11 protein-coding genes and 2 pseudogenes are annotated in these 12,450 nt (G+C 62.9%); 5 read left to right on the top strand and 8 right to left on the bottom strand.

Annotated features, from left to right (window positions below):
• The first annotated feature begins 205 nt into the window (after positions 1-205).
• On the top strand, positions 206-409 hold the full coding sequence (locus tag ACILRA_RS11830) for a hypothetical protein (protein WP_395662301.1): 204 nt from the start codon (positions 206-208) through the stop codon (positions 407-409).
• Between the two features lie 198 nt (positions 410-607).
• On the opposite strand, the gene ACILRA_RS11825 is transcribed toward ACILRA_RS11830, so the two are convergent.
• The 6 genes and pseudogenes from ACILRA_RS11825 to ACILRA_RS11800 all read right to left on the bottom strand — a co-directional run bounded on the left by ACILRA_RS11825 (position 608) and on the right by ACILRA_RS11800 (position 6,083).
• Positions 608-1,378 (bottom strand): SDR family NAD(P)-dependent oxidoreductase, encoded by a 771-nt coding sequence (locus ACILRA_RS11825; protein ID WP_395662300.1) that lies wholly within the window; start codon positions 1,376-1,378, stop codon positions 608-610.
• Positions 1,379-1,535: 157 nt separating this feature from the next.
• Complete coding sequence (locus tag ACILRA_RS11820) at positions 1,536-2,018, bottom strand: hypothetical protein (RefSeq protein WP_395662302.1); 483 nt, start codon at positions 2,016-2,018, stop codon at positions 1,536-1,538.
• A gap of 160 nt (positions 2,019-2,178) precedes the next feature.
• Positions 2,179-2,403: pseudogene (locus ACILRA_RS11815) on the bottom strand (hypothetical protein); the annotation flags it as partial.
• Positions 2,404-2,750: 347 nt separating this feature from the next.
• Positions 2,751-3,632: a carbohydrate ABC transporter permease gene (locus ACILRA_RS11810; protein ID WP_395662299.1), complete on the bottom strand. Its 882-nt coding sequence runs from the start codon at positions 3,630-3,632 to the stop codon at positions 2,751-2,753.
• Positions 3,633-3,637: 5 nt separating this feature from the next.
• On the bottom strand, positions 3,638-4,591 hold the full coding sequence (locus ACILRA_RS11805) for a carbohydrate ABC transporter permease (protein WP_395662298.1): 954 nt from the start codon (positions 4,589-4,591) through the stop codon (positions 3,638-3,640).
• 115 nt (positions 4,592-4,706) lie between these two features.
• Entirely contained in the window at positions 4,707-6,083 is a 1,377-nt protein-coding gene (locus tag ACILRA_RS11800; RefSeq protein ID WP_395662297.1) for an ABC transporter substrate-binding protein, read from the bottom strand.
• 159 nt (positions 6,084-6,242) lie between these two features.
• Here ACILRA_RS11800 and ACILRA_RS11795 point away from each other — a divergent pair, with 159 nt between their 5' ends.
• The gene (locus tag ACILRA_RS11795) at positions 6,243-7,304 is read left to right on the top strand and encodes an ABC transporter ATP-binding protein (protein ID WP_395662296.1); all 1,062 of its coding nucleotides are present in this window, start codon (positions 6,243-6,245) and stop codon (positions 7,302-7,304) included.
• A gap of 31 nt (positions 7,305-7,335) precedes the next feature.
• Entirely contained in the window at positions 7,336-8,115 is a 780-nt protein-coding gene (locus tag ACILRA_RS11790; protein ID WP_395662295.1) for an SDR family NAD(P)-dependent oxidoreductase, read from the top strand.
• A gap of 3 nt (positions 8,116-8,118) precedes the next feature.
• Here the strand turns inward: ACILRA_RS11790 and ACILRA_RS11785 are convergent, their stop codons facing one another.
• Together ACILRA_RS11785 and ACILRA_RS11780 are read right to left on the bottom strand one after the other, a co-directional pair.
• Positions 8,119-9,597, bottom strand: coding sequence for an amidase (locus ACILRA_RS11785; RefSeq protein WP_395662294.1), 1,479 nt, complete (start codon positions 9,595-9,597; stop codon positions 8,119-8,121).
• Positions 9,598-9,612: 15 nt separating this feature from the next.
• Positions 9,613-10,347, bottom strand: coding sequence for a copper homeostasis protein CutC (locus ACILRA_RS11780; RefSeq protein WP_395662293.1), 735 nt, complete (start codon positions 10,345-10,347; stop codon positions 9,613-9,615).
• A 137-nt stretch (positions 10,348-10,484) separates the two neighbouring features.
• Between ACILRA_RS11780 and ACILRA_RS11775 the strand changes: the two genes are divergently transcribed.
• Together ACILRA_RS11775 and ACILRA_RS11770 are read left to right on the top strand one after the other, a co-directional pair.
• Positions 10,485-11,351: a protein phosphatase 2C domain-containing protein gene (locus tag ACILRA_RS11775; protein WP_395662292.1), complete on the top strand. Its 867-nt coding sequence runs from the start codon at positions 10,485-10,487 to the stop codon at positions 11,349-11,351.
• A gap of 30 nt (positions 11,352-11,381) precedes the next feature.
• Positions 11,382-12,293 (top strand): annotated as a pseudogene (locus ACILRA_RS11770) (IS3 family transposase); the annotation flags it as partial.
• Between the last annotated feature and the right edge of the window lie 157 nt (positions 12,294-12,450).

Here is a 12,450-nt window from a genome sequence, read left to right as displayed (position 1 = left end):
TGGGAAACTCCTGTCTGATGGGTTGGGCTGTAACAACCACAATCCTCAGACAGGAAACCTCAGCCGTAAATGCGCTCCACACTTCTCCCGCGGCAGCGGGTTAGTTCAATCCTGAGGTCTTCTCAAATCAGATACGGCGTGATTCAAGGTTTGCGGAGGTGACTGCCATACCAAGACCAACCAGATCCTTTGGCATCATGCCGACATGAAGACCCCGGATACGCGGATCGACGTGTCCGACGAACCCAGTCACGACGATCTCTGCGAGCGCGAGCAGCGCTATCTGCTGAAGGCGATCAAGGAGAATATCGACCTTACCGACCACATGAACGATGCAGTGAAGAGCCTGAAGATCGTGCTTGCCGCCGACCGTTCAATTCACGAAGGACAGGTCAACAGCCTGGTGTAGCGGCTGACCAGGTGCCGGCGGCAGTCCTGTCGACACCCCTCTGTCAACCGAGCGTGCCCAGACGCACTGAGGCTGGGGCACAGCACGACGCACGCTGCCTGCCAACATGCCCAAAGGGCCGTGGCACGGGAACAGCGGTCATGCCGCATCTGGCCCAGATGCTGGTGCGCGGATCAGTCCTGCACCCTGCGGATCAGTTCACTCCGGGTTGATCCGGAAGTCCGCGCCTTCGGGCAGCGTTTGCCCGCCGTCGACGACGATCGTCGTGCCGGTGATATAGGACGCATCATCAGAGGCGAGGAACAGCGCGCAATTGGCGACATCGCGCGGGCTCCCGAGTCGGCCGAGCGGAATGGCTTCCTCCATGGACCGGATGAAGGCCTCCGAGCGGTGCATCTTCACGCCGGATGTGAGGATGTTGCCGGGCTCGATACCGTTCACCGTGATGCCGTAGCCTGAGAATTCAAGCGCCGCCGACTTGATGAAGCCGTTGATGCCCGCTTTCGATGCCGAGTAGTGTCCGTGGCCGGGGCTCGTCACGCGCGGGCCGGTGATGGAGGAGGTGAAGACCATCCGTCCGAACCGCTGCGCCTTCATGTGCGGCAGTGCGGCACGCGCTGCGAGGAACGTGCCCTTGAGGTTCACAGCCAGCACCTTGTCCCACTCTTCGGGGGAGATCTTTTCGATCAGCGTCCAGGGATAGATGCCGGCATTCTGCACCAGGATGCCGAGCCCGCCGCAGCCATCGATCGCCGTTCTCACGGCACGCTCGGTATGATCCATACGCGAGATGTCGGTCTCGACGAAGAGGCCTCCAAGGCGCTTGGCTGTCTCGCAGCCAGCTTCCACCTCGGTGTCGGCGATCACCACCCTGGCGCCTTCCTCGACGAAGCGCTCGGCGATGCCTTCGCCAATACCACGCGCGGCGCCGATGATGAGCGCCACCTTGTCCTGAAGTCTTCCGGTCATGCGAACCTCTGGCACATCTGGAGTTTCAGTGTGTAGAGCAGGACGGCGGCAAGCACCAGCACACCCTTGATCGCCTGAAAGTGATGTGCGGGAAGCCCATCAGATGGATCGCCGTCCTGATGGAGGACGGGAGCAACACACCGGCATGGGCATTCCTTCACGCCAGAAGCCTGGAGATGGCAGTTCCCACCTGTTCGGCCTGGCCCGGTGCAAGGCACATGGGGTTGATCAGGATCTTGTTAAAATCTCGCATGGAGGGATCGACGGCGATGGCCGGCTCACCCTTCAGCAATGCTGCCATAACGCCATTTGCTGACCTTCCAGCATCGAGCGTCATTACCAGTTGCGGAACGGTTCCAGTGTCATTGCGGCCAGTGATTTCAACATCGTGCTGACGCAGCGCCGCAGCGATCGTCTCGCAGTCGGAGAGCCATCTGGCATGGCGCACCGCGTCGCCCTCGGCCAGAAAGAGCCGGAGGGCCGTGAGCAACCCGGCGATCTCCTCCTTGCCGGCCTTGCAGCTTCGCCCGATGCCATGCTGTGGCAGACCCTTCAGCCGGGTCTTGTCGATGAACGACGGTGGGGGCTCCCACATGTCCCAGAAGATGTCGAGATCGAGATGCTGCAGTGCTGCAGCCATGACGAGATCGCGCTTTCCCGCCAGAATGCCGCTCGCCTGGGGGCCGCCCAGCGCCCTTGCCGCCCGAGAAGGCCACGAGGTCTGCACCTTCCGCCGTGAAGCGCCTGAGGTTCGACTGCGGCGGCAGTTGCGCAGCGGCGTCGACAATGACGGGCACGCCATGCCGATGCGCCGCAGCCGTTACGTCGGCGAGCGGCGGTCGCGCATTTCCGTCGGCAACATAGACGATGGCCGCGGTGCGGTCGGTGATCGCGTCTTCGATTTCCCATACCTCCGCGTCGCGGACACCCGCTCCTGCATATCGGTCAGGAAGGCCCACTTCGACGATGCGGAGCCCCGCGGCGCGGATGGCGTGGTCGTAGAAATTGCGCTGGCTCCGCACCATAATGGCTTCGTTCTTCATGCCTGAGGTGTCGGGAATTCTTGCCATGCGGCCGGGATCGAGGCCTGTTGCACAGGCTGCGGCCGCAATGAGCAGGCAGGCCGATGCGCCGGAGGCGACATAACCAGCTTCCGCACCCGTCGCCGCCGCGATGTTTCGCGATGCGGCGGCCTGCAATTCGGCAATGTCCACGCAGGCCTGCCCGGCCTCGACCATTGCCGCAGTGACTTCCGGCTTCAAGATGCCACCGGCAAGCCGCGTCGCCGGACCCTTGGCGTTGATGATCGTGCGTACGCCCAGTTCACTGAAGACGTTCGTCACCAGATCACTCCCTCCCAGTACGGTTCGCCTCAGCCCTTCACGACACCTTCCGCAAGACCCTTGAAGAACAGCTTCTGGGCGAAGGTGAATGCCAGGATGCCGGGGGTCACCACGATCATGTAGACGGCGGCGAGGTTGGGCCAGGTCCACTGGCCGAGACCACCTTGGGCGCCCGCCAGCACCACGGGCATGGTGCGTGCCGCCTGGTCGTTGGTGAGCGTCGAGCACAGCAGGAACTCGCCCCAGGCGGTGACGAAATTGACGATGAAGATGACCACGATGCCGTTTCGCGCCATTGGCAGCGCAATGGTGAGGAGCGTGCGCCAGTGGCCCGCGCCATCGACTTTCGCAGCCTCGATCACTTCATGCGGCACCAGCTGGAAGACGCTCCGCATGATCAGGACGCTGATCGCAAGGTTGAGCGTCACATAGGGCAGGATGAGGCCCATCGTGCTGTTGATGAGGCCAAGGCTGTTCTGGATCTCATAGATGCTGATGATCGAGACGACGCGGGTGGGGAAATAGAGCGAGGCAAGCAATGCCGCGACCAGGATGCCACCGCCTCTCGGGCGCATGTGGACGAGTGCATAACCCGCAAGCACCGCACAGATCGTGGTGAGCAACACCGTACCCGCGGTCACGTAGATGCTGTTCCACATGTTGATCGGTAGTGTCTCGATCTTCTGGAACACATAGGCATAGGTCGTGAAGTCGAACTTGCGCGGCCAGAAATCGCCGCGCATGGCATCAGGCCGCGACTTCACCGACATGATCATCACCCAGGCGAGCGGCAGCAGGATGATGATCATGAAGAAGTTGATGACGCCATGGCGGATGAGGGACGCCATGTTCCGCGCCAGCCAGCTTTGCTGCGGGGGGCGTTCGATCGTCTCCAGTGAGATGTCACTCATGCCGCTCACCCTCGCGTCCGGAAGATGCGGAGCAGGATGATCATCACGATCATCATGGCGACCGCGCCGATCATGCCGATCGCCGCCGCGAAGCCTTGCCGCCACAGGCCCAGCTTGAAGGCCTGATCATACATGAAGACCGTCCAGGTATAGGTGGGAGAGTCGCGGTTGAAGCCGCCGAAGATCAGATACTCGTCGATCACCGCCATGGCGGAGCCGAAGCGCAGGACCACGAGGATCATCATGATGGGCATGAGGCGCGGGAATGTCACGTGCCAGAACATCTGCCACTCATTCGCGCCGTCGATCCGGGCCGCTTCCGGGAGGTCCTTGGGGATCGCGGCAAGGCCGGCGAGGAAGAAGATGGTGTGATAGCCGAGCCCCCACCAGACTTCCATGACGGCGATGGCCGGCAGGGTGAGCGCGGTTCCGCCAAGCCATTGCGGCGCATCCTGAATGGTGAACCAGCCCATCGTGTTGACCAGGAAATGATTGATGGGGCCTGACTGGTAATTGTACATCCACTTCCACAGCACGAAGACCAGCGTGCTCGGAATGACGGCCGGAATGAGAAGGATGACGCGATAGACCGTGGCCAGAACCGGGTTAGACACACGGTCGATGAGAATCGCGAGGATGAGCGGCAGGATGATGCAGCCCGGCAGGAACATCAGCGTGAACAGCGTGGCCCGCCACAGGCTCACCCACATCAGCGGGTCATTCAGCGCTGCGATATAGTTGTCGAAGCCGATCCAGTTGGCCGCCTCGTTGCTGAGATACTGGTAGTCGGTGAAGCTGATCCACAGGACACGGACGATGGGATAGGCCTGATAACCCACGAAGAAGACGACGGCTGGAATGAGAAACACCCATGTGCGCACATCGCCGCGCAGCGCGTCGAACCACCCTCGCTCGACGGGCCGTGCGTCGTCAATCGTGCGGGATGCTACGTCGGCCATGGCCGAGCGCCCGCAAGAACGAGGAAGTGATGTGGCCGAATTCCGGCGGACATGGACACTCCGAGGGTGCGGCCGGAACGCGGATAGCGTTCCGGCCCATCGGTTAGTGGCTTGATCAGCCGCGGTTGATCTCGGCCTTCACGGCTTCGGTGATCTTCTTCATCACCGCCTTCTCGTCCGTCTCCTCGCCCTTCAGATAGGCGTCCCAGAAGGGCTTGCCGATCACGAACTGCTGGAGGCCGAAGAGGTGGTTGTTGATGGCCTTGGCCCGGTCAAGCTGGCCGCGAACGAGCGGCACGAATTCCGGCATCCATTCCGGCTTGTTCGCATCCCAGCCCGCGTAGATCGACTTGTAGGGCGGCAGATGACCGGGATGGCCGCTGGCGGTGCCGGCGATCGAATCCTGCCAGATCTGCATGTCGTAGGTGAGCGCCTTGATGTACTCGGCAACCTTTTCCTTGTTCTTGCCGTGTTTGAACAACGCGCAGCCGGTGGTCCAGAACACCGTCGAGCCCTCGCCGTTGGTGAACTTGGGCAACGGGCCGAGGCGCAGCGCCTTGGGATCATCCCAGTACTGGGCCATGCGCAGCGGCGCATTGAAGTACTTGGAATAGTATCCCACGCGCTGGGCGGCGAAGGCCACCTCGTCCGGCGTACCGTTGACGCCACCATCCGACGAGCCTTCCAGCAGCAGGTCGGGCGTCGACATGGCGAAGATCTTCTTCATCAGCTTCAGGGCCTCGATGGCCGCGTCGCTCTCGAAGTTGAAGAGGCCTTCCGGCGTATAGACATTCGTGCTCATCGAGTGGGTCATCGGCGCCAGCGAGCGCCAGCCACGGTCATCGAAGGCGGCGCCGAAGGGTGCGGCCTGCGAATCAACGACTGCCTTGGAGTTGGCGAGATGCTCGTCCCAGGTCTCCGGGGCCTTGTCGGCAAGCCCGGCCTTGGTGGTGATCCCCGAGTGCCACGAATTACCGATCACGTCGAGCAGGAAGGGCCAGCCATAGAGCTTGCCGTCAATCGTGCCCTCGGCGCGGATCGAGGGGATCATGTCGTCGAGCACTTCCTTCGGGATATAGTCATCCCACGGCTCGATGACACCGGCCTTGATCATCGCGGTCATTTCCACGAAGGGCGTCTGGCCGACATACACGTCCCATGTGGACTCGCCATTCTTCGCCTCGGCCACGAATCGCTCGATACCAAAGCCTTCGACCGGCGCGATCTGGTAGTTCACTCCAGGGAATCTCTCGTTCACCTTCGGGATGCTGGGATGGAGATCCTGAATCCACTGGTAGAAGGTGGGCGTCAGCGGCCGGTCCTGCGCCAGGGCCGGCATGATGCTGGATTTGGCGACCGCGCCGATGCCTGCCATGCCGAGGCCGGCCATCAGTGTTCGAGACAGGAATTCACGCCGGTCGATCTGCCCGCCCAGCAGCGCCTGCCGCGATGCCGCCTGCAAGACAAATTCACGCTCCTTACGCATGCTCATAAGTTTCCTCCCGTATGTGGCCTGATGTCAGATCACCAGCCGTTGCACCGAGACACTTTCACGAATCTTCACGTTCGACAATAGATCGCAGACGACGAACACTTGCGGGACGGGTCGATTTGGGCAAACCTCCCCGGAACAAGAAGTGGAGCTTGTGCCGTGGCCTCGGTCGATATTGTGCAGGTGCGAAAGTCCTATGGCCCCCATGAGGTCATTCACGGGATCTCTGCTGCCATCAGGGACGGCGAGTTCCTCGCACTTGTGGGCCCTTCGGGCTGCGGCAAGTCCACCCTGCTCCGCATGATCGCGGGGCTGGAGGATATCTCGGCAGGCATCATCCGCATCGGCGACAGGGTGGTCAATCACCTCGAGCCCAAGGAACGCGACATCGCGATGGTGTTCCAGAGCTACGCGCTCTACCCGCACAAGACGGTGGCCCAGAACATGGGTTTTGCGTTGCTGATGCGCAAGGAACCCAAGTCCGAGATCGAGAAGCAGGTGCGCCGGGCAGCGGAAATCCTGGATCTCGTCCCCCTCCTCGGCCGCTATCCCCGCGAACTGTCGGGCGGCCAGCGCCAGCGCGTCGCCATGGGCCGCGCCATCGTGCGAGACCCTGCCGTCTTCCTGTTCGACGAGCCGCTCTCGAACCTTGATGCCAAGCTCCGTGTGCAGATGCGAACGGAAATCAAGGAGCTTCACCAGCGGCTCAAGACGACCACCGTCTACGTCACCCATGACCAGGTGGAAGCCATGACCATGGCCGACCGGATCGTGGTCCTCCACGACGGAATCGTCGAGCAGACCGGTGCGCCGCTCGAACTCTACGACGCGCCGGCCAACCTGTTCGTCGCGGGCTTCATCGGCTCTCCGGCGATGAATCTGATCAAGGGACACATCCGGAGCCATGAGGGCAAGCCGTTCTTCGAGGCTGCCGACGGAACAAAACTGCCGCTGGCCACCGCCCCGGCCGCAAGCGACGGGAAGCCCGCGATCTATGGAATGAGGCCAGAGCACCTGACGCTCGGCGGCTCGCTCGAAGCCACAGTCGCTGTCGTCGAGCCCATGGGAGGCGAGACGCAGGTCATTGCAAGCTTCGCCGGCCATAAGCTCGTGGGCGTGTTCCGCGAGCGGATCACCGAGCGGCCCGGCGAGAAGCTGGCACTGATGCCCGATCTTTCCAAGATCCATCTGTTCGACGCCGCAAGCGGTGTGCGGCTCTGAAGACGGACAACCCCACGGAAGGGAGACCAGCATGAGCGTGCTCGACCGATTCCGGCTCGACGGCAAGCGCATCTTCATCACAGGCGGCAGCCGCGGCTTCGGGCGGGTGATCGCGCTCGCGGCAGCGGAAGCCGGGGCCGATGTGGTGCTCAATGGTCGGAATGCCGATCAGCTCGACAAGACCGCGGATGAAGTGCGGGCACTTGGCCGCAAGGTGTGGACCTATGCCGCCGACATCGCCGATCCCGCGACCTGCGAGGAGACATGCCGCAAGGTGCTGGCGGAGCCGGGCGGGATAGATATTCTCGTCAACAATGTGGGAGGCCGCAATCTGGACGTCCCCGTGGAGTCGACCGACCTTGCGACATGGCAGAAGTTCATCGACCTCAACCTGACCCACGTTTTCCTGTGCACGAAGATGATTGGCGGCGCGATGCTGGCGCGTGGGTCTGGCCGGGTCATCAACATCGCCTCTGTGAGCGGCATCATCGCCAACCGCGGAATCGCAGGGCGGCACTACGAGACGGCGAAGGCGGCGGTCATCCACTTCACGCGGGCGACGGCCGCCGACTGGGCGCCGCGGGGCGTCACCGTCAACGCCATCTGCCCGGGCCTGTTCATGACCGAGCCCAACAAGGCGTGGGCGAAGAAACACCCGGAGGTGATCGAGACCTTCGTGAAGTCCGTGCCGATGGGCCGCACGGGCGAACCCGACGAGATCGGCCCGCTCGCGCTCTATCTTGCCTCGCCCGCGTCGAGCTACGTGACGGGTGCCGCCTTCGTCATCGACGGCGGCTATACGCTGTGGTGAACCTCAGAGCTTGATCTGCTTGTAGGTGGGCATCCACGGCCTGACGCGTTCCAGCGCGGCGCTCGCGGCGATGACGCCGAAATCGTCGTAGCGCCGCCCGGCGATCTGCAAGCCAACGGGCAAGCCATTGTCAGAGAGTCCTGCCGGACAAGAGGCTGCCGGGTGGCCGTTGAAGTTGATGAGGAAGGTCATACACCATCCGATCAGGCGGTTGATCTTCTCGCCATTGACTTCCGCAGGTCCCACGGTGTTCCCGTCGGTGCCATTGTCGACGGCGAGGCAGGAGAGCGTGGGAGCCACCAGAAAATCATGCTTGTCGAAGACGAGGCGCAGGGCGTCATAGACTTCGCTGCGGATCGCCTGGTCCCTCAGCCAGTCGTTGGCCGACATCTTCAGGCCGATCTCGTCCCAATGCCAGAACTCCGGCGGCATGTCGTCATGATGGTCGCGGCGGATGTCGATACCCTGTTTCTTGAAGTTCTCCAGGACAGCCACCTGCTTCACGCCGCAGAAGCGGCACCACGCCTCACTCAGTTCCATATGCGAGCGCCTGATGCCGACATCGACTTCCTCGACGATGGCACCGGCATCGCGCAGCGCTTCCACCGCCTTGTCAGTCACCGCCGTCACCCGCTTGTCTACCGGGAAGATGCCGTAGTCGCGCGTATAGGCGAAACGCTTGCCCTTGATCGAGGCGCGCAGCGCGCCCATGAAGTCGACGCTGCCTTCGAGCGCGAAGGGATCGCGCGAGTCGTAGCCCTGGAGCGCTGACATGACGAGGGCCGAGTCCTCCACCGTGCGCGAGATCGGCCCCTCGAAGATGAAGGGCGTCATGCCGCCGAAGGCATCGGGTCGGGAGACCAGCGGCACGCGGCCAAAGGAGGCCTTGTAACCATAGGTGCCGCTCCAGGCCGACGGGATACGGGTTGATCCGCCGCCGTCGGTTCCCTCGCAGATGGGAAGAAGTCCCGCCGCGACAGCACCCGCACTCCCGCCCGAGGAGCCGCCGGTGTTCTTGTCGAGATTGAACGGGTTGCGCGAGGGTCCGAACATGTAGTTGTCGCAGGTGCCGCGGAAGCCGAAGATGGGGCTGTTGGTCTTCCCCACGATGATGGCGCCGGCCTTCTCCATCCGCTCGGCCCACATGCAGTGGAAATCCGCCGTCCAGTTCTTCAGCGCCTTCACGCCACCGAAGGTGCAGACCCATCCCGGCTTGAAATCGAAGCAGTCCTTCATCGCCACCGGCACGCCATGCAGGGGCCCGAGTTCCTCGCCGCGCATGACGGCGGCTTCCGCCTGCTTCGCCGCGTCTCGCGCCTTGTCAAGATGCAGGATGATGAGCGCATTGATCTTGTGATTGTGCGCCTCGATGCGGGCGATGGCAGCATCCATCACCTCGACGGGCGAAATCTCGCGCCGCCGGATGCGGCCGGCGAGCGATGCTGCGGATTCTGTTCTCGTGAGATCTTCCACTGTCGCCATGTTCTTCTGCCCTGCCTAATGTGCGCCCTTCATCACGGCGCGGATGCCATGCTCGGCTGTCACCAGCCGGTCGTACTCGGGCGGCCGCAACTCGCCGCCCATGAAGACGTGCTCGCGCCGGAACCGCATGCCGCCCTGCGCCAGCTCCAGCGCCGCGAAATGGATTTCCTTCGGCTTCGCCGCGCTGACGATGCGTTCGGCATTACGCTGTGTGATGCCACCGCCCGGCATGACGATGATGCGGTCTCGGGCCTGGCTAACGAGTTCGGCGATGAGCGGAAGGCCCTCCAGCACGCTTGCCTCCTGGCCGGATGTCAGCACCCGCTCGACGCCGAGCTCGATCAGCGTTTCCAGCGCCGTGATGGGATCGGGTGTCATGTCGAAGGCACGATGGAAGGTGACGGCCATCGGTCTTGCGATCGCCATGAGTTCGCGCGTGCGCGGCACATTGATCACACCATCGGCGGTGAGCTGTCCGATCACCACGCCATCAGCCCCTTCGGCCTTGGCGGTTTCGATATCCGCGGCCATCACATCGAATTCGGCACCGCTGAACAGGAAGTCGCCGCCGCGCGGGCGGATGATGACATGCAGCTTGATGCCCTGAACCGACCTTGCCGCGCGTATCATGCCGCGGCTCGGCGTGATGCCGCCTTCAATGAGACTTGCACAGAGTTCGACCCGCGCTGCCCCGGCATCCCTCGCAGCCTTGACACCCTCGACTGAATCCACACAGATTTCGCAGATCATGCCGCTTGCCCCTTTTCGCGGGACGTCACCACAGAAAACCATTCCGCGCAAGCATGGCGCTGAACCCCCTGGACCTGCCTTGCCAGCCTCCACCGTTTCGGCGATGAAGTGCCCAGCAGCAAATGAGAGGCGGAACAGTGAAGCTTCTGGGAGCCGAAAGCGAAGGTAGCGGTGCGGTCAACGAGGATAGCTTCGGCCATGTTGGCGGCAGCGAAGACATCTCCGCTGCCTGGGTCTTTGACGGTGTCACCGGAATCAATCCACGCAATCATCTCCTGGCCGGTAGCGATGCCCAGTGGCTCGTCGCGCGCGCGCATGCACATCTGATGGACCTCGCCCCGCGCGCCATTGCTCTCGACACATTGCTCCAGGATCTTGTTGCTAGGCTGATCTCCGACTGGGACGCAGCCTCCGCCAGCCTCGATCTGCCGCGCGACTATGACCCGCCGGCCGCATGCCTCGTTCTGGTGAAGCGCTATGCCGATGGCTGGCATTGCCTCAGGCTCGGGGACTCCTGTCTGCTTGCACGCGAGCAAGGCGGCGGCCGGCGCATCCTCGCCGCCTCGCCCAACAACAGTTTCGACCACTGGCTCACCCGGGAGGCGCTGAAGCGGCGGCAGCAGGGCGTACTCGACGTAAAGGCCCTGCTTGCCGAATTCGCTCCGCAACTCCGGGAGGCCCGCGCCAAGCGCAACCGCCCGGACGGCTACAGTGTTCTCGAATGCAGCCGCGACGCGCTGGCCATGCCGGAAATCGTGCATCTTGGATGGCCTGCGCAAATGCTGCTCTGTACCGACGGCTACTACAGGGCTGTCGATACCTATGGGCTGATGGAAGAAGGTCAGCTCATGGATGCGAGCGCTGCCAGCGTCAACGACGTCCTGAAGCTGATCCGATCCACCGAGGCCAGTGACCCGAACGCCCACCGCTATCCCCGCTTCAAGCCAGCTGACGATGCAACTGCAGTCATGCTGTCTGTGGATACGCGGGACTGGCGCCGATGACCAGCCCCGGCCGCTGAAGGAGGCAGCACGGGGAAATTACTGAGCCCCGCGCGGCGCCGGGCGTGCATCGCGCACGTCCGGCAGGCTCTGTCGATCTCGGAGCGCCGGGCCTGTGCGGCGCTCGGCCAGCATCGATCGACACAGCGCAAGATCCCGCGGGGCCGGGAAGACGAGGAGCAACTGACGGACGACCTTGTGACTCTTGTCCGGGAACACGGTCGGCTGGGATACCGGAAAATGGCAGCTCTCCTGCGCAGCACGTCGGGCTGGGTGGTCAACGACAAGCGGGTGGAGCGGATCTGGCGGCAGGAGGGCCTGAAGGTCCCGCCCCGGCAGCCGAAACGCAGTCGGATCTGGCCGAGCGACGGTTCCTGTATCCGGCTTCGGGCAGAACGGCCAAACCATGTCTGGTCCTATGACTTCGTGGAGGATCGCACCCATGACGGACGGAAGTATCGCATGCTGAACGTGGTGGACGAGTTCACACGAGAATGCCTGTCGATCACGATCAACCGGAAGCTCAAGTCTTCTGATGTCATCGACGTCCTGTCCGACCTCTTCATCCTCCGGGGCGTGCCGGAGCACATACGATCCGATAATGGCCCGGAGTTCGTTGCGAAGGCGGTTCAGGACTGGATCGCAGCCGTCGGCGCAAAGACTGCCTACATCGCACCGGGGAGCCCATGGGAGAATGGATACATCGAGAGCTTCAACGCCCGCATCCGTGACGAGCTTCTCAATGGCGAGATCTTCTACACGCTCGCTGAGGCCCGCGTCATCGTGGAAAGCTGGCGCCGCTTCTACAACACGCTCCGCCCTCACGGATCACTGGGCTACCGGCCACCAGCCCCAGAAGTCTTCGTTCCGCAGTCCGCGCGGGCGGCTTCGCTACCCCGACCGGCTTCGCCGCCCACGCTGGCGCCCAAGCCAGTCGTGCACTAACATTTGACACGTACCACTCGCTGGGGGCCGATCACAGACAGGCTCCTAGTGGATTGGCCGGGACAAAAGAGTCCGATTGAAGGTTCCCAACGGCTTGTTGACGTGCGAATCTTAAAGGATGCGCAATGGTATCAGTTTCACCGTTTCCGCCGCCGAC

Origin of the sequence: Aestuariivirga sp. (genome assembly GCF_044239095.1) — a bacterium.
In the GTDB taxonomy this organism is placed as follows: Bacteria; Pseudomonadota; Alphaproteobacteria; order Rhizobiales; family Aestuariivirgaceae; genus Aestuariivirga.
This window is presented reverse-complemented; position numbering and strand designations above follow the sequence as displayed.